This window comes from Mucilaginibacter sp. UYNi724 (assembly GCF_054057495.1).
Genome location: NZ_JBSRZI010000014.1, coordinates 16794 through 38106, shown reverse-complemented (window position 1 = coordinate 38106; position 21313 = coordinate 16794). Strand labels below are relative to the sequence as shown.

17 protein-coding genes are annotated in these 21313 nt (G+C 43.6%); 8 read left to right on the top strand and 9 right to left on the bottom strand.

Annotated features, from left to right (window positions below; genetic code table 11):
• Positions 1–107: 107 nt before the first annotated feature.
• From ACVW0P_RS17915 to ACVW0P_RS17890, 6 genes are all read right to left on the bottom strand, one after another.
• Complete coding sequence (locus ACVW0P_RS17915; protein ID WP_457133277.1) at positions 108–3041, bottom strand: insulinase family protein; 2934 nt, start codon at positions 3039–3041, stop codon at positions 108–110.
• A gap of 174 nt (positions 3042–3215) precedes the next feature.
• Positions 3216–4118 carry a nucleotidyltransferase family protein gene (locus ACVW0P_RS17910; RefSeq protein WP_457133276.1) on the bottom strand — a complete coding sequence of 301 codons (903 nt, stop codon included), beginning with the start codon at positions 4116–4118 and terminating at the stop codon, positions 3216–3218.
• A 67-nt stretch (positions 4119–4185) separates the two neighbouring features.
• Positions 4186–5301: a M42 family metallopeptidase gene (locus tag ACVW0P_RS17905; RefSeq protein WP_457133275.1), complete on the bottom strand. Its 1116-nt coding sequence runs from the start codon at positions 5299–5301 to the stop codon at positions 4186–4188.
• 208 nt (positions 5302–5509) lie between these two features.
• Entirely contained in the window at positions 5510–5926 is a 417-nt protein-coding gene (locus ACVW0P_RS17900; protein ID WP_457133274.1) for a GNAT family N-acetyltransferase, read from the bottom strand.
• Between the two features lie 29 nt (positions 5927–5955).
• Complete coding sequence (locus ACVW0P_RS17895) at positions 5956–6504, bottom strand: hypothetical protein (protein ID WP_457133273.1); 549 nt, start codon at positions 6502–6504, stop codon at positions 5956–5958.
• Positions 6505–6534: 30 nt separating this feature from the next.
• The gene (locus ACVW0P_RS17890; RefSeq protein WP_457133272.1) at positions 6535–8076 is read right to left on the bottom strand and encodes an acyl-CoA carboxylase subunit beta; all 1542 of its coding nucleotides are present in this window, start codon (positions 8074–8076) and stop codon (positions 6535–6537) included.
• 107 nt (positions 8077–8183) lie between these two features.
• Between ACVW0P_RS17890 and ACVW0P_RS17885 the strand changes: the two genes are divergently transcribed.
• The 5 genes from ACVW0P_RS17885 to can (ACVW0P_RS17865) all read left to right on the top strand — a co-directional run bounded on the left by ACVW0P_RS17885 (position 8184) and on the right by can (ACVW0P_RS17865) (position 12542).
• Entirely contained in the window at positions 8184–8516 is a 333-nt protein-coding gene (locus ACVW0P_RS17885; RefSeq protein WP_354429253.1) for a hypothetical protein, read from the top strand.
• A 150-nt stretch (positions 8517–8666) separates the two neighbouring features.
• Positions 8667–10271 carry a SulP family inorganic anion transporter gene (locus ACVW0P_RS17880; RefSeq protein WP_457133271.1) on the top strand — a complete coding sequence of 535 codons (1605 nt, stop codon included), beginning with the start codon at positions 8667–8669 and terminating at the stop codon, positions 10269–10271.
• Positions 10272–10283: 12 nt separating this feature from the next.
• Positions 10284–10994 (top strand): carbonate dehydratase, encoded by a 711-nt coding sequence (gene can / locus ACVW0P_RS17875; RefSeq protein WP_457133270.1) that lies wholly within the window; start codon positions 10284–10286, stop codon positions 10992–10994.
• Positions 10995–11109: 115 nt separating this feature from the next.
• Entirely contained in the window at positions 11110–11865 is a 756-nt protein-coding gene (locus tag ACVW0P_RS17870) for a YoaK family protein (RefSeq protein ID WP_457133269.1), read from the top strand.
• 11 nt (positions 11866–11876) lie between these two features.
• Positions 11877–12542 (top strand): carbonate dehydratase, encoded by a 666-nt coding sequence (can, locus tag ACVW0P_RS17865; protein ID WP_457133268.1) that lies wholly within the window; start codon positions 11877–11879, stop codon positions 12540–12542.
• A gap of 25 nt (positions 12543–12567) precedes the next feature.
• Here can (ACVW0P_RS17865) and ACVW0P_RS17860 read toward each other — a convergent pair whose 3' ends face one another.
• Together ACVW0P_RS17860 and pruA are read right to left on the bottom strand one after the other, a co-directional pair.
• Positions 12568–13014, bottom strand: a complete 447-nt coding sequence (locus ACVW0P_RS17860; RefSeq protein ID WP_457133267.1) for a DUF1572 family protein — start codon at positions 13012–13014, stop codon at positions 12568–12570.
• Positions 13015–13103: 89 nt separating this feature from the next.
• The gene (gene pruA, locus ACVW0P_RS17855) at positions 13104–14741 is read right to left on the bottom strand and encodes an L-glutamate gamma-semialdehyde dehydrogenase (protein WP_457133266.1); all 1638 of its coding nucleotides are present in this window, start codon (positions 14739–14741) and stop codon (positions 13104–13106) included.
• A 311-nt stretch (positions 14742–15052) separates the two neighbouring features.
• Between pruA and ACVW0P_RS17850 the strand changes: the two genes are divergently transcribed.
• From ACVW0P_RS17850 to ACVW0P_RS17840, 3 genes are all read left to right on the top strand, one after another.
• Complete coding sequence (locus tag ACVW0P_RS17850; RefSeq protein ID WP_354429268.1) at positions 15053–15415, top strand: helix-turn-helix domain-containing protein; 363 nt, start codon at positions 15053–15055, stop codon at positions 15413–15415.
• A 117-nt stretch (positions 15416–15532) separates the two neighbouring features.
• On the top strand, positions 15533–18328 hold the full coding sequence (locus ACVW0P_RS17845; protein WP_457133265.1) for a TonB-dependent receptor domain-containing protein: 2796 nt from the start codon (positions 15533–15535) through the stop codon (positions 18326–18328).
• A gap of 113 nt (positions 18329–18441) precedes the next feature.
• On the top strand, positions 18442–19911 hold the full coding sequence (locus ACVW0P_RS17840) for a hypothetical protein (RefSeq protein ID WP_457133264.1): 1470 nt from the start codon (positions 18442–18444) through the stop codon (positions 19909–19911).
• A 78-nt stretch (positions 19912–19989) separates the two neighbouring features.
• Here the strand turns inward: ACVW0P_RS17840 and ACVW0P_RS17835 are convergent, their stop codons facing one another.
• Entirely contained in the window at positions 19990–21282 is a 1293-nt protein-coding gene (locus ACVW0P_RS17835; RefSeq protein WP_457133263.1) for a hypothetical protein, read from the bottom strand.
• Positions 21283–21313 lie beyond the last annotated feature (31 nt).

Genomic DNA, 21313 nt, shown 5'->3' with positions numbered 1-21313 from the left:
AAGATAATGTAAAATTTATAAGGTTTAAAATAATATTATAAAAAAATCTTTACAGTTAAAAACGGGGGGTTGAGAAAACAATCCCAACCCCGTTTTTCTATTGGTAATTAATAACCGAAGATTTGCTTCATATCCGGCTTGGTTAATTCGCCGTATTTTTTTAGATCTTCATCGGTAACGCGTTTGTCTGATGCTACTATACAGTAAGTGTATGGTTTGCTTTTTAATTCGTTATCGTGGAATGTATTAAGATCTGCAAAACTGATACCGTTCACTTTTTCGAAAGTTGCTTTACGGGCATCATAATTCAGACCTTTACGTTGTGCCGCCAGGTAGCTGAAAATGATACCATCCTGGGTAATGCGCTCTGTTTCTATCGATTTGCGGATATTTTCTTTAGCAGATTTAAACCCCTCTGCCGATTCGGGCATTTTGGTTAGCAATTCGTTCATGGCGATGATGGCTTCGTTCATCTTGTCTGACTGTGTGCCCACATAACCTACAAATGTATTATCATCTTCTTTCTTCTGCGACTCCAAATAAAACGCGTAAGTTGAGTAGGCCAGCGCTTTCGATTCGCGGATATTCTGGAATACGATGGAACTGATGCCCGAACCAAAATAATTGTTAAATAACTCTATAGATGGTGCCTTATCTACATTATAAGCGTCCTCGTTGCGCACCCATTGTATCTCGGCCTGTACCATATCAAAGTTGCCGAACAGCACGGTGTTTTTATCAGCCTTTACACGCGTGAATTTTCTCATAGCAGGGTAGGCCATAAAGGAGCCGGGTGTTTTATGCAATTTGGCTAAAGTAGCACCCGCCTGTACCGCTGTTTGCGGCCCGTAGTATAATATGGTGTGCTTGTAATTTACCAAACCATGTAGCAGGGCTACCAGGTCTTCGGCTTTAAGGTTTTCAATTTCCTCGTCGCTAAGTACATTGTTGAACGGGTTTTGCGCACCATATTGGGCGTAACTTACCAAACCTTGCATAATAGCGCCTTTGTTCAGTTTAAGGTTTTCCCTTGATCTTTTAAGGCGGGCCTTTAAGCCGGCAAGCGCTTTATCATCTGCCTTGCAATTTGCCAACAGATTTTCAAACAAGGTAACCGATGCACCAAAATTTTCCTGTAATCCATTTATACTTATGGTAGAGTTTTCGGTACCGGCGCTGAAATTAAAGCTTGATGCTAATTTGTAGAATGCTTTGCTGATATCCTCGGCAGATTGTTTATCCGTGCCCAGGAATTGCAGGTACTGCGCGGCAATTGGCAGCATTTTGTTGTTCCAACTGCCCATATCGTAGCGGTAGTACAGGCGGAAAATGGCATTGGTTTTATTTTGTACCGAGAGTACATCAACCGGGCCTGCTTTTGCACGCTGTATATCTTTGTTAAAGTCCAGCCAAACAGGTTGCACCGGGTTGGCCGGCATAGCGTTGATCATTTTCACATAAGCCGATTGCTCACCAGCGTTCACCTCAACAGGTGTGATGGTTGGTTTATCAACCTTGTTGATGTTTTTATCGGCGCCTTGATGTTTGTAAACGAGCACGAAGTTATTATCCTTTAAATACTTGTTGGCAAAAGCCACTATCTGTGCTTTAGTCACTTTAGATAGTTCGGCAATCGACGCTACATCCGTACGCCAATCTACACCCGACGTAAAATCGTCCATCAGGTTGCTGGCGCGTTGGTTATAGCTTTCGTCCTGCTCTATCTTGCCTTTTTTGTAGTTGTTTACGATAGACTGGATCAAGTCGTCAGAAAACTCACCTTTACGCAATTTGTCAATTTCGCCCAGCATTAAAGCCTTTACATCATCTAACGACTGCCCTTTAACCGGTGTACCACGTAACACAAGAACGCTGTAATCCTTCAAAGTATTTGCCGACGCAAATGCGCTAAGCAGTTTTTGTTTCTTGGTAAGGTCAAGGTCAAACAGGCCGGCTTTGCCGTTAATTAATAACGAACCCATCAGGCTCAATAAACGTGCGTCGCGTGTGCTTGCGCCAGGGAAACGGTATGCAATGGTCAGGTTCTCGGGGTTAGGGCCGTACACATCACGCTGGATAGGGGCGGCAATTGGCACCTCCGGCGCGAAGGTGTATGCTGGGGTAGCCTTGGTTTTCATATAGCCAAAGTGTTGCTCTACCTTTTTTATCATCACATCGGGGTTAAAATCTCCCGATAAAATAACCCCCATGTTATTTGGTACATAGTAATTGTAATAGTACTTGCGGATGGCCTTTAACGACGGGTTCTTCAAATGATCGATAGTGCCAATGGTGGTTTGTTTACCATAGTTATTGTTCGGAAACAATGCCTCGAACATTGCTTCCTGCACTTTGCTTGGGTCGCTGTCCAATCCGCGGTTTTTCTCTTCGTAAACAGCCTCCAGTTCGGTATGGAAGATGCGCAATACCGGCGCCCGGAAACGCTCGCCCTGCATAGCCAGGAACTTATCTATAGACGAGCTTGGGATATCCTCGGTATAAACCGTTTGCTCGAACGAAGTAAAGGCATTGCTGTTTTGGCCGCCCATGGCTGCCATCATTTTATCGTACTCGTTGGCAATGGCAAATTTTGCCGCTTCGCCCGATGTTTTGTCTATCTGTTTGTAGATCTCTTTACGCTTAGCCTCGTCTTTGGTAGAGTTGTATTGCTCGTAAAGTTCGTCTATCTGGTCTAATAAAGGTTTTTCTTTTGCCCAGTTTAGCGAACCAAATTTATCGGTACCCTTAAACATCATGTGCTCCAGATAGTGGGCAAGGCCAGTGTGGTCGGCCGGGTCTGTTTTGCTACCCGCTTTTACGGCAATGTATGCCTGGATGCGTGGTTGCTTGTTGGTGGGGCTAAGTATTACGGTTAGGCCGTTCTTAAGTGTGTAAAAGCGCGAGTTGGTTGGGTCGCCGCTTACATATTTGTAAGTGTAACCACCGGCTTTGGCGGTTTTCCAGATGTTGGCGGTTTGTGCCGATGCCCCGGCAGCATAAACGACCGCAAGTACCAGCAGGAGTGATAGTTTTAGTTTCATGTTAATAGTTAAGGATATAAATATAGATAAGCGCCTTAACTATTTACTTAGGTAGAAAATTTAAATATCCATGAATATGCTATGTAATAAGAAAGTTACATAAAGGCGGGAGGGTGAGTAACAAAAAAATCCTGCCATTTTCATGGCAGGACCTTTTAAAATTAGCGGTTTAGCTTAGCTCCAAAGATTAGTTGGGTATGTGCCGTTGTTAACAAGTTCTGATATCGAATTTTGAACGATGGGCTTATCTTCTTTATAAGTCACACCAAACCATTTAGTAGCGGTTGGGATAACCTTGAATGATGCCGTGCCGCTTTTGATCAGATCATCAGCCACCAATGGGATAAAAAATTCTGATTTAGGGTTTTCTTTGTTAGCCGCAACAAACTTTTTGAAAAGTTCTTCGCTCTGGCCAAACACGGCCGGGGTAAAGCCCCAAAAATTCATAGATACACGGGTGTCGTTTGCTAAAGGGTGCTCGCCGGTAGTATCTTTATAAGCTACGCTGCCATCTTCTTTAAAATAAACCTCGGTACGCTCGGTAACTTCGGTCATGTTGCCGTAATCGTCAACCGCGCAAACACCGCGAGATACGGTTCCATTGTCAGATAAGGTTTTGTCTATCTGGTAACCAATGATAGCGTATTTGTCGTCGGCAACTTCGGTAGTTAAAAACTTAGCCATTTTTTCAAAGGCATCGTAACCGTAATAATCGTCAGCATTTATCACACAAAAAGGTTCGTTTACCTGGTTACGTGCAGCTAAAACAGCGTGGGCAGTACCCCATGGTTTAGCTCGTTCAATTTTTTCGCTGATACCAAATGGCTCCAGGTCAAAGTTTTGGAAAACGTAATCAATTTCGATCCGTCCTGCTAATTTAGGCTCAAATATGGCTTTAAACGGTTCCGCAAATTCCTCGCGGATAATGAAGCTCACTTTTCCAAAGCCTGCTTTAATAGCGTCGTAGATAGAATAGTCGATGATGGTTTCGCCATTAGGGCCAAAACCGTCAACTTGTTTCATGCTGCCGTAGCGGCTGGCCATACCTGCGGCCAAAATTAATAGTGTTGGTTTCATGCTTTCTTACAGTAGGGTGTAGGTGTTTGTGTTATACACAATGTTTATTGGGTATAAATGTTTTAAATTATTTAATGTATCTAAAATCTTGTCCGTTGGTTATGTTCAGCAAGCATTCATATATCAAGCGGATCACATTGTCCACATCCTCTTTATGGATCATCTCCACAGTGGTGTGCATATAACGCAGCGGTAACGATATCAGCGCCGATGGTACGCCATCGTTAGAGTAGGCAAACGCATCAGTATCTGTACCGGTAGAGCGGCTTGATGCCTGGCGCTGAAACGGGATGCCCGCTTTTTGTGCCGATTCTATCAGTAATTTATTCAGGTTGTTTTGTACCGCCGGGGCGTATGAAATAACCGGGCCTTTACCACAGGCAAGGTCGCCCTGGGTAATTTTGTTGATCATTGGCGTACCGGTATCATGTGTAACATCGGTAACAATGGCAACATTCGGTTTAATGCGGTGCGCTATCATTTCGGCACCACGCAGGCCAATTTCTTCCTGCACGGCGTTTACGATATATAAACCAAATGGTAACGTAATGTTATTTTTTTTTAGCAAACGTGCAACCTCGGCAATCATGAAACCACCTGCGCGGTTATCTAAAGCCCGGCCAACGTAGTAGCGGTTGTTAAGCACCATAAATTCATCCTCGTAAGTAATTACGCAGCCTACGTGGATGCCCAGGGCCTCAACTTCGTCCTTACTGGTGCAACCACAGTCAAGGAAGATGTTTTTAAGTGTTGGGGCTTCTTCCTTTTCGCCGCCTAAACGGGTGTGGATAGCCGGCCAGCCGAATACGGCTTTTACAATACCGTTATCGGTATGGATGTCTACGCGTTTAGAGGGTGCAATCTGGTGATCGCTGCCGCCGTTGCGGATAACGTAGATCAAACCATCGTTAGTAATATAATTCACATACCACGAGATCTCGTCGGCGTGTGCCTCAATTACCACCTTATACTCGGCCTGTGGGTTTATTATACCTACAGCTGTACCATAATTATCAACAAAATGATCGTCTATATAGGGTTTCAGGTACTCCAACCAAAGTTCCTGGCCTTTGTATTCAAAACCGGTAGGCGAGGGGTTGTTAATATATTTTTCGAAAAATGCTAAGGATGTTTCAGTTACTACAGCCGGTTTTTGCTCGGCCTCAGGTTTCTTTTTTGCCATGTGTTATATAATAATGCTATGCGGTGATAGCCGTGGCAAATATAATAAAGCTGTTGATAATGAAGTAATATATGCAAAAAGCAATAAAACCTTATTTATAACTTAACATTCACTTTATAGTATATGCTCATCTTTGCAGCGTAATAAAAGATCAGTTAATTAGTTAAAGTCACAAGAGGTCAGTTTGCGCAAGGCGAGCTGACTTTTTTTATTTTACCGCCAGGCTTTTCTCCATAATAATATAGTCGACTCCGTTTTTTTGAAACTCATTGCCGATTTTAGTGTAGCCCATTTTCTCGTAAAACCCCATCGCTGATAGCCTTGCATTACACCAGAGGCGTGTCCCGTTCTCACGCGCTACAAACGCGGTTACATAAGCCAAAATTTCTGTGCCGATGCCTTTTCCCTGTGCATCTGCCACTACAGCCAGTTTGCGAAACTGCCAATCTGTACCCTTTTGAAACAGTGATACTACTCCAACCAGTTTGTTATCCTCAAACGCCCCAAAGTGATAACCGTGGTTATCCTCCTCCATTTCCATGTTATGCATGTACCCCCCGTGATACAATACATCCCTGCGAAGCCGCCAGGTTAGGTGAGGGGTTATTTGTTCGATGGAAAGCATAAGCATTGGTTTCTAATAACGATAGTCGTTTACGGATTTACAAAATAGACCAGGATACTTTCATTGTTTTTAAAAAAACCAATATATGTTAAGTAGTCTTTGCCGGGAACTTCTCTTGAAAAAGAATATTTGATATCATTAATACTTCCCGTTTTCATGATTTTATTAAGTTCGTCACTTCCTGAGATTTCCGAATTTTTAAGCATCATTTTATCTTTGTTGAGGGTATTTAATAGCGATTTGTAATCTTGCTTGGATAATTTTATAAGTGCACATGATATATAGTCGCCATGAAAATCTGGATAGGAGGCCGTCTTATCTATAACCTCAGCAGATTTTGGGATTTCCAATGATGTAACTTTTTTAAAATCTTCAAAATAGAAACTATCTGTAGGGTATATTGCTGTGTACATGCCGTAAGCCAAAGTGGAAATTGATATTGCTATTATTAACAAACCAATCCATCGGTAGCCTTTTTTAGCAAGCCATTTATAAAGAAAATACATTATTAATGTTGGGATACACGATATAATTGCGAGTACCAATATCACCGCTATTAATAAACCCAATGTATTCATTTTTGAATGATAAGCGTTTAAATTCTAAAATTACAACGGTATATTCCCATGCTTTTTCTTAGGGTTGTTCACCACCTTATGTTCCAGCATTTTAAAGGCATGTATCAGTTTAACACGGGTTTCTGCCGGGGCTATAACCTCGTCAATAAAGCCACGCTCGGCGGCGCGGTATGGGTTGGCGAAGATGGTTGCATACTGCTCTTCCTTTTCGCGCCATTTGGCTTCAGAATCTTCTGCAGATGATATCTCCCGTTTAAAGATAATCTCGGCAGCGCCTTTGGCACCCATCACGGCTATCTCTGCACTTGGCCAGGCGTAGTTCATATCTGCGCCGATGTGTTTAGAGTTCATTACATCATACGCGCCACCATAAGCCTTGCGGGTGATAACGGTGATACGCGGAACGGTAGCCTCGCAGAAAGCATAGAGCAGTTTGGCGCCGTTAGTAATAATGGCATTCCATTCTTGGTCGGTGCCCGGTAAAAAGCCCGGTACATCCTCAAATACCAATAACGGGATATTAAAGCTATCGCAAAAACGCACGAAGCGTGCGCCCTTGGTTGATGAATTGATATCCAGTACACCCGCCAAAAACGCGGGCTGGTTGGCTACAATACCAATGCTACGGCCTGCAAGGCGGGCAAAGCCCACCAAAATGTTCTCGGCAAAGTCTTTATGAACCTCCAGAAACGATCCGCCGTCAATCACCTGCTCTATAACCTCGCGGATATCGTAGGGTTGTGAAACGTTCTCGGGCAGTATATCGGTTAATGCGGGGCGTTCCTCATTCTTTACCTCGTAGGGCAGTGATGGGGCACGGTCCTCGCAGTTTTGAGGCATATAACTCAGTAGTTTTTTTACATGGTTAATGGCGTCTATCTCGTTAGCGCAGGCAAAATGGGTTACGCCACTTTTTGTAGCGTGGGTATTGGCACCGCCCAGCTCTTCGGATGTTACCACCTCGTGCGTTACGGTTTTTACTACGTTGGGCCCGGTTACAAACATGTAGCTGGTATGCTCTACCATCAATATAAAATCGGTAATGGCGGGCGAGTACACCGCTCCGCCCGCGCATGGGCCCATAATGGCCGAGATTTGTGGCACAACACCGCTGGCCATGGTGTTTTTGTAAAATATATCAGCATAGCCACCAAGGGACACAACGCCTTCCTGGATGCGCGCGCCGCCCGAGTCGTTCAGACCAACAACAGGTGCGCCATTCTTCATGGCAAGGTCCATTATCTTAACGATCTTTTCGGCATGGGTTTCAGATAGCGACCCACCAAAAACGGTAAAATCCTGCGAGAAAACGTAGATCAGCCTACCGTTTACGCTGCCGTAACCGGTAACCACACCATCGCCGGGGTACTTTTCTTTCTCCATCCCAAAATCGGTACTGCGGTGCAATACCAGCATGCCTATCTCCTGGAATGATCCATCGTCCAGCAAAAAATGAAGCCTTTCGCGGGCCGTTAATTTCCCTTTTTTGTGCTGACCTTCAATACGTGCAGCGCCTCCACCCTCAAGCGCTTGGTCGCGCTTTTTTTGTAAAATCTCCAGCTTTTTGTTCACGATGTGGTTTATTGGTAAAGCGATAAAATTAGTAATTATATTGTAAGATTAGCTTTAAAGGGCACAATGATACTTTGCGTTTCCAAAAAACGTTATCTTTGCGACGCATGAAAAACAGAATTTGCAAAAATTCAATGGCAGCACTATTTATGGGCATCTTTTTAATAAAGATGGTTATATCTGTTGCGCCTATTTTTTTATGTATGGATAATAAGGCCGTGCGTGCGGTGATCATGCAATTAGAGCATGAGTCAAAAAACGAGAAAGACGACCCTGAGAAGGATGCCTTTAAAGACAAAAAGTTTTTTGACGAAAATGTAAATCACCTCGTTGTGTACAGGCCGCTTGTTGTCGAAAACAACATTCTGCACAACCAGGAACGCTCCCTTTACCAGCAGGTATATCATCCTGCGGTACCTACCCCACCACCCAACGTTTAACTACAATTTGCCGGATATCTTCTTATCCGGTGAGCAACCGCGTACCGCTGTTTTTTGTAACAGCCGGGCAAGATATGCATTACACGCAACGCTGATTTAGTGTTGGGTAACGTGCTGTTTACTTAAGTTTTCATTATAAAATTATTGTTTATGCAAATCAAGCAAGGCGGCGTTTCCGCCGGCGACCTGAACCTGAAAAAGTATTTCTTAGCTAAAAATTTAAAAAAGGACCTTCCCGGGGGCTTAGTGGTGTTTTTAGTGGCCCTGCCATTATGTTTGGGTATAGCCCTGGCATCGGGCGTGCCATTGTTCTCGGGTATTTTGGCGGGTATTATTGGCGGTATTGTTATTGGTACGCTTAGCGGCTCGCAGTTAAGCGTGGCCGGGCCGGCTGCCGGTTTAACAACCATCGTTTTAAATTCTATCACCAACCTGGGGTCGTTCGAGGCATTTTTACTTGCGCTGGTACTTGCAGGCGCTATGCAGATCGTGTTTGGTTTAGTTAAAGCGGGTACCATTGCCAACTATTTCCCTTCATCAGTTATCGAAGGCATGCTGGCCGCTATAGGGATCATCCTGATCATGAAACAGTTCCCACACGCTGTAGGCTTCGACAGGGATTTTGAAGGTGACGAGGGCTTTAGCCAAACCGACCAGGATAATACCTTTTCGGGCATCTTCAGCGCCTTAAATAAGATCAATTATGGCGCGGTGATTATCACGCTGGTTTCTTTGGCCATTATGATCTACTGGCCTAAGGTTAAAAAACTGGCTATGATACCGGCACCTTTACTGGTTGTGGTTTTGGGCACTGTAATGGCTTGGCTATTTGCCGGTACGGGCCTTGCGCTTTTAGATAAACAATTTGTACAGATCCCTTTAGTACACAGCACGGGGGAGTTCTTCGGCTTGTTTAAATCGCCTAACTTTAGTGCCATAAGCAATAAGGCAGTTTGGATAACAGCGGTTACCATTGCCATTGTAGCAAGTTTAGAAACCTTGCTAAGCCTGGAAGCGGTTGATAAAATTGACCCTATTAAACGCATCTCGCCTACCAACCGCGAACTGGTTGCCCAGGGTGCGGGGAATTTAGTTAGCGGCCTTTTGGGTGGCTTGCCTATGACGGCCGTTATCGTACGCTCGTCCGCAAATGTAAACGCCGGTGCACGTACCAAAATGAGCGCCATTTTCCACGGCTTTTTACTGCTTATCTGCCTGTTGGCTATTCCATCCTTGCTAAACAAAATACCGCTATCATGTTTGGCGGCTATCTTGTTAACCGTGGGTTATAAGCTGGCAAGGATAGGGTTGTTCAAACACATGTGGCATAAGGGGCTGGATCAGTTTATCCCCTTCGTGATCACTATTTTGGCCGTTGTGTTTACCGACTTGCTGATAGGCGTTGGTATTGGAATGCTGGTAGGGATCTTCTACATTTTGCGTACCAATATGCGTAACCCATATTTCTACACTATTGGCAACAATGGCGAAAAAAATACCATCCGCATAAAACTGGCCGAGGAGGTTTCGTTTTTAAACAAAGCCGCCATCCAAATAACCCTTACCAGCTTGCCAAAGGGCAGCGATGTGGTTATTGATGGCTCAAACTCGCGCTATATAGATCCGGATGTTTTAGAGATCATCAATAATTATAAGCACAATGCTTATACCAAAGGCATTATTGTGCAATTAAAAGAGATAAAGGACAAGTACGATGTGCCGCCTTTAAAAGACCTTATTTATAAATCAGAATAATTTAAAACTACCATGAATAATACAGAAAATAAAAACGGAATCGATACCAATAGTATAAAACTGGCCCAGCGTGCCAGCTACAATAAGTTAAAAACCAACAACAGCGAGTGGGCTGCTAAACGCACTGCCGAAGATCCTGAGTTTTTTACCAAACTGGCACAGGGGCAAAGCCCCGAAGTGCTTTGGATAGGTTGCTCGGACAGCCGGGTACCTGCCAACGAGGTTACCGGTACAAAGCCGGGCGAGGTGTTTGTGCACCGCAATATTGCCAACGTGTGTGTACACTCGGATATGAACATGCTTAGCGTGTTGGATTATGCCGTTAACGTGCTAAAGGTAAAACATGTGATCATCGCCGGCCATTACGGTTGTGGTGGTGTGGCGGCAGCCTTAAGTAACAAGCAGTTTGGCATTATAGACAACTGGCTGCGCCACATTAAAGATGTTTATCGCTTGCACGCCAACGAACTTGACCGTATTACCGACGATAAAGCTAAGGTGAACCGATTGGTTGAGCTCAACGTTACCGAGCAGGTATACAACATCTGCAAAACGTCTATCGTCCAAAATGCCTGGATGGAGCGCCATGACCTGGAAGTGCACGGTTGGGTGGTTGACATCAGCACCGGGTTAATAAAAGACCTTGGTGTAAGCAGCAGCAACCCGCATAGCCTTGGTTATGTGTACGAGTTTGATAACGTTGAGGCAGTAGCCGCGCATTAATTAGCCCTCTATAATCTACCTATATATTGCCCCCGGTCGCTATTGCGGCCGGGTTTTTTATTAATATTCAAAACACGATTTTGTTGCGTATGTTTAAGCATCATAAAGCTCCTATATGTTAAGGCAACCACAGGATAAACGTACGCTCAATCAAAACCTGATGCTGGCGTCATCGTCGGCATTTGTGGCGGGTATTACAGATGTGGTGGGGCTGCTTGCTTTTTTGGCGTTTACATCAAATGTTACCGGGCACGTGGCAAACCTTGCCAAAAACATCCTCAAGCAGGATTTTAGCGCTATTATCATTTTTGTGATATGGCTTCTGATGTTTATGATAGGCTCGTTTGTTTCAAACTTTATTGTACAGTCTTTAAAGCACATCAGTTTGTACAGGGCACATTCGGCACCCATCATCTTAGAGATTATTGTGCTGTTGTTTGTAGCTGTTTACGGGCATAAGTTTTACCAGGAAACCGAGCTGGAGCGTAAAATTGTTATTGGCTCGCTGTTATTTGCCATGGGTTTGCAAAATGGGCTGGTATCAAACATATCGGGCGGATTGATCAAATCTACCCACCTTACCGGTTTGTTTACAGATCTGGGGAGCGAACTTGCCGACTGGATGCACCCAAAAACCAAAGAAAGCCAAATCTTAAAGAACAAGATATATGTAAGATTAACTGTGCTTACTTTTTTTATTTTTGGCGGGATGGTAGGTGGTTACTTTTTTAATCTCTATGAGTTTAAGGTATTTTACTTTGTACCTGTTATATTGCTCACTATATTGTATTACGATATGTTACCTGTATTTTTCCATAAGGTGTTCCAGCTGATATATCCAACCAAAACAAAAATTACAAAATCCAAATAAAACAGATCTATATGTGCGCTACAAAATTGATACACGATACCAGCCATATCACTTACGAAAGCCTGCTTGACGGCAACCGCCAGTTTGTTGAAGATACCCTAAAAGAAGACCCGCAATATTTTGAGAAACTTGCTAACGGCCAAAAGCCACCTGTTTTATGGATAGGCTGCGCCGATAGCCGTGTACCAGCCAACCAGATAACCAACACCAATCCGGGCGAGATATTCGTACACCGTAACATTGCCAATATGGTGATCCACACGGATATGAATATGCTAAGCGTGTTAGATTACGCGGTGAATGTATTGGAGGTAAAACATGTGATAGTAACCGGCCATTACGGCTGTGGTGGGGTGCTGGCATCAATGAGTAACAAACAATTTGGGCTGATAGATAACTGGTTGCGCCACATTAAAGATGTTTACCGCGTACACGCCAGAGAGCTTGACGCCATTGAAGATGAAACCAAGCGCGGCGACCGCCTGGTGGAGCTTAACGTGGTGCAAAATGTAAGTAACCTTTGCAAAACATCCATCGTGCAAAACGCCTGGGCAAATGAACGGGAACTTAACGTACACGGCTGGGTTTACAGCCTTGCTACCGGTGTAATTACCGATATGCAAGTAAGTACCAGCAACAATTCGAAGATGGATGAAGTGTTTAGATTCGCTAAATAAAAAGAATCAAGACATATTATATTATTCAATTATCAAGTAGCCGGCGATGGTAGTTTATTTGCCCCAAATGGTAGCCTAAGTGCATCGCAAGGTGAACAAAAAAGTATTGGGTAGTTGCATTTTCTAAGAAGATCCCGGCAGGGTACTTTTCATTTAATTGATCTTCTGAGATCATATCGAAGGTTCTTCCGATCATGATAATGGTATTTTCAATCATATCCACCAATTTTGCACGTGGTACATTTTTTAGCGCAAATTCATCAGGGCGGTTCCTTACATAATTGGTGTTGCCAAATTCGGCGCCAATATAAGTGTTGAGGTTACCAACCAAGTGCAGGCAAAGGTTGCCAGCAGAATTTAATATTCCCTTTTCGATATACCAAAGCTTTTCCTCGTTTTGGTAAGCTTCTATCTCCTCCTTCAATTTTTCAAGGTCGCGGATGATCAATTGTTTAAGCGTGTCTTTTATCATATAGGTATAGTCATTTATCAATATTAAAAGCTAAAAGGCGAAGGTTTCTTAAACCTTTCGCCTTTTAGCTTTTATCTTTTACCGAGGTATTAGTGCTCAGGCGTTAAAAACGGGTACCTGTAGTCCTTTGGAGAATCGAAAGTTTCTTTGATGGTACGTGGCGACACCCAACGCAACAGGTTGATCATCGATCCTGCTTTGTCGTTAGTACCAGATCCGCGGGCGCCGCCGAATGGCTGCTGGCCTACTACTGCACCTGTTGGCTTGTCGTTTATGTAGAAGTTACCCGCAGCGTTGCGCAAACGTGTGGTAGCCTCGGCAATGGCATAACGGTCTTGCGACAGGATAGCGCCTGTTAAAGCGTAGATAGAGGTCTTGTCGACGATATCCAGGATCTTGTCCCACTCTTTATCCTCGTAAACGTAAACGGTTAAAACCGGGCCGAACAATTCCTCGCACATGGTTACATAGTAAGGGTCCTGCACCTGCAGCACGGTAGGCTGTATAAACCAGCCCTGGCTTTTATCGTAAGTGCCACCCGCAATTACTTCAACAGTAGCATCCGCCTTGGCGGCATCAATATATTTAGCCAGTTTGTCAAAAGAAACTTCGCTGATAACCGCATTAATAAAGTTCTCGAAATCTTCGGTAGGGCCCATTTTAAAGGTAGCCATTTCTCGTACCACATGCTGTTTAACCGCAGGCCAAATGCTTGCCGGGATGTAGGCACGCGAAGCCGCCGAACATTTTTGACCCTGGTACTCGAACGCGCCGCGTAATAAAGCTACGGCAACCGAGTCGGCATTCGCGCTTGGGTGGGCAAGCACAAAATCTTTGCCACCGGTTTCACCCACAATGCGCGGGTAAGTTTTGTATTTATGGATGTTGGTACCAATGGTTTGCCAGATGTGCTGGAACACCTTGGTAGATCCTGTAAAGTGGATGCCTGCAAAATCGGGGTGGTTAAATACCACGTCGCCAACTTCTGGGCCATCGGCATAGATCATGTTGATAACACCGGCAGGCAGGCCTGCTTCTATTAACACCTGCATAATAACGTTAGCGGCATAAACCTGCGTATCGGCAGGCTTCCAAACCACAACGTTGCCCATCATGGCGGCAGAAGTTGGTAAATTACCCGCTATAGCCGTAAAGTTAAACGGTGTAAGCGCAAACACGAAGCCTTCCAACGGGCGTTGCTCCAAACGGTTCCAAACACCTTTGCCGGATACGGGCGGTTGCTGCTGATAGATTTCCGTCATATATTGCACGTTGAAGCGCAAAAAGTCGATGAACTCGCAGGCAGCATCGATCTCGGCCTGGTAAGCGTTTTTGCTTTGGCCAAGCATGGTTGCCGCGTTAATGGTAGCGCGATATGGGCCGGCCAAAAGTTCGGCGGCCTTTAAAAATATGGCTGCACGTTGTTCCCACGGCAGGTTCTCCCAATCCGCCTTAGCAGCAAGGGCGGCATCTATGGCAGCGGTAACATGGCTTTTATCGCCATAGTGAAAAGTGCCTAAAAGGTGTTTATGATCATGTGGCGGGCGCAGTTCCATCAGTTTGCCTGTACGGACTTCCTCACCGCCAATATACATGGGGATATCTACTTGTTTTGAACGGGCTTCTGTTAAAGCCGCCTTAAGTTCTGCACGTTCCACACTGCGCGGGCCGTAGTTTAATACAGGCTCGTTTACAGGCTCGGGAACATTAAAAAATCCTTTTAACATAGGTGTTTAAATTAGTGCCGCAAAGATACGGGTAAATGTGCAGATGTGCCAATATGCAGAGGAGCAAATTAGTTTTGTGACGTGGGGTTGATAGTAAATACACTCAATGGCAATACGAGGTACTGCATAATTAATTTAGAAAAGAGTGACAGTATATTTTCAGTCGGTAAAAAAAATTTAACTAATTAATTATCAAGGTGTTCATCATGGTCACAGTGTTCACGAGCGTGAACATGAACATTAATGCACATCTGTTTTCCGGTTTTAATGCAAAATGTATCACATTTCCCCAAAATGTTTATCATTGTACCATGTCTGACGAAGCGGTTGTAAAACGGATAAAGGTTATTGTTAAGGAGCATGGAGGGCAACTTGCACTTGCCAACGCCATTGGGGTAGACCAGGGCTTTATCAGTAAAGTGATCAACCAAAAGCAAGACATCAGTTACTACCTTATCCGCAAGCTTTGTTTCCAGTTAAAGTACTCGCCCGAGTGGCTGATACTGGGTACCGGGGATAAGATGATCCACAAACCCGATTCGGCCAAGCTCATCACCGAGATCCAGATGCTGCGTACCGAGGTAGATATCCTGCACGCAAGGATGCGCGCCTACGAGATTCAGCTCGAAGAATTAAAGCAACACAACTTAACTGATAAGCAAAAAGCTGGTTAACAGCGCTATTAGGGCACTTGTTAACATTGAGGTAATATTAAGTGGCTGTTATGGTAATGCATCCGTAACATTCAACTAACATCGCGGTAATAATTTTGCGGTATTAAATTAATACACGTGAAAAAAGTTTTATCCGCAATCACCGTTCTATTCGTTTTAACCCTTACGGCAGGCAATTTACTTGCCCAAACTACGGGCCGCATCTCCGGTAAGGTCATCGACCAAAAAACCAGCGAAACCTTAATTGGCGCTACCGTTAACATTGAGGGCACTACAAAAGCTGCCGCAACCGATGTTGACGGCCATTATGTATTAAGCGGCCTTGCGCCGGGCAAATATGTAGTATTGGTTAGGTACATTGGCTATCAAAACAAAACCATATCTGATGTCGAAGTAAAACAAGGCGCTAATACCCCCCTTGATATTACCGTGGGCCAGGCCGAATCAAAAGCGCTTAATGAGGTTACCATCAAGGCTACTTATCGCCAGCAATCAATAGGCGCTTTATATGCTATGCAAAAAAATAGCGTGTCAATATCAGACGGTACATCTGCCGAGGTTATAAAAAAATCGCCTGACCGTAACACTGCCGACGTTTTGAAGCGTGTAAGCGGCGCTACCGTGCAGGATAACAAATTTGTGGTTATCCGCGGGTTGAGCGATCGTTACAACAACGCAATGCTTGACGGTGCATCGTTACCAAGCACCGAGCCTAACCGCAAAGCGTTCTCGTTTGATATCGTGCCATCAAACCTGGTAGAAAGCCTTAATATTACCAAAACCGCTACGCCAGACCAACCCGGCGATTTTGCAGGTGGATTGATCCAGATAAATACCAAAGATCTTCCGGAACAAAATTCTATATCATTTGGTATTGGTGCAGGTTATAATACTGCATCTACAGGCAAAACCTTTTTAAGCGGCCAGCGCAACGCTACCGATTATTTTGGGTTCGATAATGGTAAAAAACAGTTGCCAAGCGGCTTTGTGCCATACTCAAGCATTGTTAACGGGTTAAACTTAACCCAAAACAGGGCTTTGCTAAAAAGTATCTCTCAAGATTATAACATCTACAAAAACACTGCGCTGCCAACACAAAACTATCAGTTTACTTTATCAAGGGTTAAAGACTACGAAAAAACAGGGAACCGTTTCGGCGCTATTTTGGGTTTGACATACCGCAATTCGCAAACTATTGCCAATGATGTTAAACGCGATGCTTACGGATATGATTATAATGATGATATCTATAAATTCTCTACTAACATAGGTGCTTTATTAAACCTCGGTTATTCGTACGGTAAAAATAAGATCACGTTCAAAAACGTATATAACAGGATTTACGACGACCAATTTTTGCAACGTACAGGTAGCAACCAAGCAACAGGTTCTGATGTAAAATACTACGCCTTTGATCTTTTACAAAAAGCGCTATTTAAATCAACCTTAGAAGGTAACCACCCGCTTGGCGAAAAAGGCGCTAAAATAAATTGGAACTTAAGCTACAGCAATGTGCTTAACGACCAGCCACAGCAACGTAAAGTAAGTTACTCGCGCAACATAGGCAGCGGCGACCCTTTTGAGGCTAACGTATCTACTTTGGGTAAGGATAACGCGACCTTATATGCTAAACTTAACGAGAACCAATACTCGGGTAGTGTTAACTATTCGATGCCATTTAAAATGTTCTCTCAGCCGGCAACGTTTAAAACCGGTTTAACCAGCTTGTACCGTAACAGGAGTTATAATGTACGTTTCTTAGGTGCTGTAGTTACCGATGATCCTAATTTGAATGACCCGGATTTCATACGCCCATTAAAACAACGCCCTGTTAACACATTGTTCCGTAGCGATGTGCTTAACGCAGACATTTACAAATTAGATGAAATAGACGGCTCTGATGACTCGTATGCCGCACACTCGTTAACAAACTCCGGTTATTTAATGTTAGATAACAAACTTACCGATAAATTGAGGTTGGTTTGGGGTGCACGTGTTGAGCAGTTTGACGTAAACGTAACACCGGTAAGCAAAAGGGCCGATGGTATAGTAAAACAAAACTATGTAGACATTTTACCATCTGCTAACTTAACCTACAGTTTAACAGATAAAATTAACTTAAGGGCATCATACTCACGTACGCTTGCACGCCCAGAGTTTAGGGAGCTATCTATATCTCAATACTACGATTACGAATTGTTAGCATTGCAACAGGGTGACCCTAATCTGAAAAGATCTAACATAGATAACGTTGACGTTCGCTTTGAGCTGTATCCATCAGCCGGGCAAATCATCTCAGTATCGGGTTTCTATAAACGTTTCAAGAACGCTATCGAAACATACAATAACGATGTTAACTCAACCCGTACCATTACCTACTTTAACTCTGACAGGGCTAACGTAATTGGTGCCGAGTTCGAAATTCGTAAAACGTTAGACTTTTTGTATAACACCAATTTTATGAAAAATACGACTGCTTATGCAAACGTGGCCGTTATAAAGTCAACGGCATATAATCCTACTGATGCAGGTATAAACTTTAAATACACAAAACGCACGTTAGTGGGCCAGGCGCCATATGTTATCAACGCCGGTTTACAACATTCGTTCCTTGATAACAAACTAAACTTTAATGCCTTGTACAACAGGGTAGGCCGCAGGCTTAATGTTGCAGCGGGTGCATTATACGAAGATATTTGGGAAGCACCACGTAACGTGTTCGACGCGCAACTTGGCCTTAAAGTATTTAAAGGCAAAGGCGAAATTAAAGTTACCGCAGCCGATATCTTGAATAACGCCAGTACTTTCTACTACGACAATAACTTTGATAAAAAGGTTGACGCCGGCGATGGCATCCAGAGCAGCTACAAGCCGGGCTCTACCTATTCAGTTGCATTTACTTACACCCTATAGTGTTAATATAGGGTTAACATCCGCCTATGTTATTTAACATAGATATAAACAACTCTTAACCTTGAGTTGAAGGCACTTGTGTTATTTTGAAACAGAAAATTAAAAATCAAAAAATGAAAAAAATTCTATTAGTAGCGGCACTTGGCTTTACCATATTAGCCTCAAGCTGTTCAAAAAACACTGTTGACCCGGGTGATGGTGGCGGTATTGTTACCCCACCGGTAACAGGTGATGGTGTTGTAACTGTAAACGCTGATATCACTACAGCAACAACCTGGAAAGCCGATAAAATTTACCTGTTAAAAGGTAACGTATTTGTAACCAGCAATGCTACTTTAACTATAGAGCCCGGCACTATCATTAAGGGTGATAAAGCGACTAAAGGCGCTTTGATAGTTACCCGCGGTGCAAAGATACAAGCTGTAGGTACTGCAGATAAACCTATCGTATTTACATCAAACGTAGCTTCTGGTGGCCGTTCACAAGGCGATTGGGGTGGCGTTATCCTTTTAGGTAAAGCCCCAAACAACATAGGTGCTTCTGTACCAATCGAAGGTATCTCTGATGCTACTGATAAAGGCAAGCATGGTGGTACTGATGCTGCTGATAACTCTGGTACAATGAAATATGTACGTATCGAGTACGCGGGTATCGCTTTAAGCCCTGATAACGAGATCAATGGTTTAACTTTTGGTAGTGTTGGCTCTGGTACTACTATAGAGTACATTGAAGTTTACCGCTCAGGTGACGATTCTTTCGAATGGTTTGGTGGTAGTGTAAATGCTAAACACTTATTAGCTATTGATGGATGGGATGATGATTTTGATACCGACAACGGTTTCTCTGGTAAGATCCAGTTTGGTTTAGCCCAGCGTTTAGCTGCAACTGCCGACGTATCTGGTTCAAACGGTTTCGAATCTGATAACAATGCAACAGGTACTAACGGTACACCACAAACAAGCGCGGTATTCTCTAACATGACTATCTTAGGCCCGGTAGAGTTTATCAAAACTCCTACAGCTAACCCTCCGGGTGTTAATGCTAACTTCCAGCATGGTGCTCAGATCCGTCGTAACTCGGCTATCAGCATCTTAAACTCTGTTATAGTTGGTTATACTGAAGGCGTATATTATGATGACGCTTTACCAGCAGGCGGTACAGAAAACGCATCTGCTAACTTAGCATCTGGTGCATCTGTATTTGCTAACAACATCGTAGCAGGTAGCAACGGTAAAAACAACCAGATCAAAGCTTCAAACGCAACAATTTTAGCTACAATTACTGCAAAATTATTATTAAACAACACATTTACCACTGATCTTTACGGCGCTGGTATCTATACAGACCCATACAAATTTGGTGCTGATATCGCTCCTGCTGCAAGGGCTGGTGTTCCGGTATTTACTCAGATAGGTACTTCACCAGCTTTAACCGGCGCGGTATTTACTGATGCAAAAGTCAATGTTGATTTCTTCACTAAAGTTGCTTACAAAGGCGCTTTCGGTACAGAAGACTGGACTTCTGGTTGGGCTAACTTTAACCCACAAGCTATGGCTTACACTACTCCAGGTGCTGTTAAATAGTCAGGAAAATAATTAATGAATATTGAAAAGGCTACCCATACGGGTAGCCTTTTTTGTTTATTGACTTGCTGTTCTTATTTACCTGTTGTACGGATATTCGTTTATCCAGTGGAAGCCCCGGTTTAGCAGCCTGAAATTTTTAAGATCATACTTTTTTAACTGTATGATAACTGAGTCCTTTTTGAATGTGCCTTTAAGCAGCAACAAGTCCTTCGCCGGTCGGCTGTAGGTATAATAAGCCTTGTTAAGAGTATCTGCATAGCTAAACATAACAATAGTGTGTTTATTGGTATCTATCTTAAAATCGTGCCTTTTAGTGCAGTCGTTACTCATGATAACCCTTGCTGCGCCGCTGTAGCTAATGGTGAGTTTATCCCAGCGCGTGGTATCTGATTTTAGCGGTGCAATGGTATCCTTGTTACGCACAAAACTTTGCACGTTGTATATGCCATACAGTGGTGGTTTCTTAGCCTTGTCGCCGTATTGAGTGGCTGCATCCACATCACCGTAAAAATTCATGGTAATAGTATAAACAACCAATACGTATTTTAATGTGGTTAGGGTGATGTTTTTCCAACGCTTTTTAAACTGGTGCCGGCCAAGGTTGGCGGGCTGTGCGGGTTTGTTGAATATAAAAAAATTGCTCAACCGGATAAAGTCCTTACTTAAAATATATCCGCACATAATAACCAACATAGTGGATAACAGTTTAACCGGCACATCAAAACAATAGTTGATAGCCATAATATTGCCCGCCACTACAAGGCCTATAATGGCCCCCAAAGTAGATGTACGCCTGAAGAATAGGAGTACCCCGCACATAAATTCGGCAAAACCTGTAAAGTAGTTAAACCCGGTAGAGTAGCCCATATACGTCCATGCCAGGCCCATAGGCGATGCATTGCCGAATGGTTGCAGCAACCTATCGGGAGATGGCCCCGGGAACTGTAGTTTAATGATCTTTACGCATCCATAAGTTATCATGGTGATGGCAACATAATAGCGAACAATTACGGTAAGCCAGTAAAACAGATTGTTATAGTTGCGCGCTTTGCGGTCGGCAACGCTCCATATAATTGCGCCGATGACTGCAAGTACAAGGCCAAAAAGCAGTAATACGAAATCGTAAGTGGTATCGCCGCTGCCGTTTGTAAAAGTATCTATAGGCTTCTTCATGCCTAATATATGTGTGCCTATCCATACCATTAAGCTGTGTATCGGCACGATATATATTTCATACAATTTGTCAATATTGGGCAGCACCCCGTTAGGGTTAAAAATGATGTACTGGATAAAAAAGATAAAGAAAAAGCGCAGAGCGATCTTTCGCCCCGGCGACCAGTAAGCTGGTTCGGCAGTTGTAACAGTCATTGTGTTAGGGTTTTGTAACCCTAAAATAGCA

Coding starts and splice junctions, on each gene's coding strand:
- ACVW0P_RS17840 (WP_457133264.1), top strand. CDS start 18,442: ATGAAAAAAATTCTATTAGTAGCGGCACTTGGCTTTACCATATTAGCC.
- can (WP_457133270.1), top strand. CDS start 10,284: ATGAATAATACAGAAAATAAAAACGGAATCGATACCAATAGTATAAAA.
- ACVW0P_RS17910 (WP_457133276.1), bottom strand. CDS start 4,118: ATGAAACCAACACTATTAATTTTGGCCGCAGGTATGGCCAGCCGCTAC.
- ACVW0P_RS17880 (WP_457133271.1), top strand. CDS start 8,667: ATGCAAATCAAGCAAGGCGGCGTTTCCGCCGGCGACCTGAACCTGAAA.
- ACVW0P_RS17835 (WP_457133263.1), bottom strand. CDS start 21,282: ATGACTGTTACAACTGCCGAACCAGCTTACTGGTCGCCGGGGCGAAAG.
- ACVW0P_RS17850 (WP_354429268.1), top strand. CDS start 15,053: ATGTCTGACGAAGCGGTTGTAAAACGGATAAAGGTTATTGTTAAGGAG.
- ACVW0P_RS17905 (WP_457133275.1), bottom strand. CDS start 5,301: ATGGCAAAAAAGAAACCTGAGGCCGAGCAAAAACCGGCTGTAGTAACT.
- ACVW0P_RS17885 (WP_354429253.1), top strand. CDS start 8,184: ATGAAAAACAGAATTTGCAAAAATTCAATGGCAGCACTATTTATGGGC.
- can (WP_457133268.1), top strand. CDS start 11,877: ATGTGCGCTACAAAATTGATACACGATACCAGCCATATCACTTACGAA.
- ACVW0P_RS17900 (WP_457133274.1), bottom strand. CDS start 5,926: ATGCTTTCCATCGAACAAATAACCCCTCACCTAACCTGGCGGCTTCGC.
- ACVW0P_RS17915 (WP_457133277.1), bottom strand. CDS start 3,041: ATGAAACTAAAACTATCACTCCTGCTGGTACTTGCGGTCGTTTATGCT.
- ACVW0P_RS17895 (WP_457133273.1), bottom strand. CDS start 6,504: ATGAATACATTGGGTTTATTAATAGCGGTGATATTGGTACTCGCAATT.
- ACVW0P_RS17860 (WP_457133267.1), bottom strand. CDS start 13,014: ATGATAAAAGACACGCTTAAACAATTGATCATCCGCGACCTTGAAAAA.
- pruA (WP_457133266.1), bottom strand. CDS start 14,741: ATGTTAAAAGGATTTTTTAATGTTCCCGAGCCTGTAAACGAGCCTGTA.
- ACVW0P_RS17870 (WP_457133269.1), top strand. CDS start 11,110: ATGTTAAGGCAACCACAGGATAAACGTACGCTCAATCAAAACCTGATG.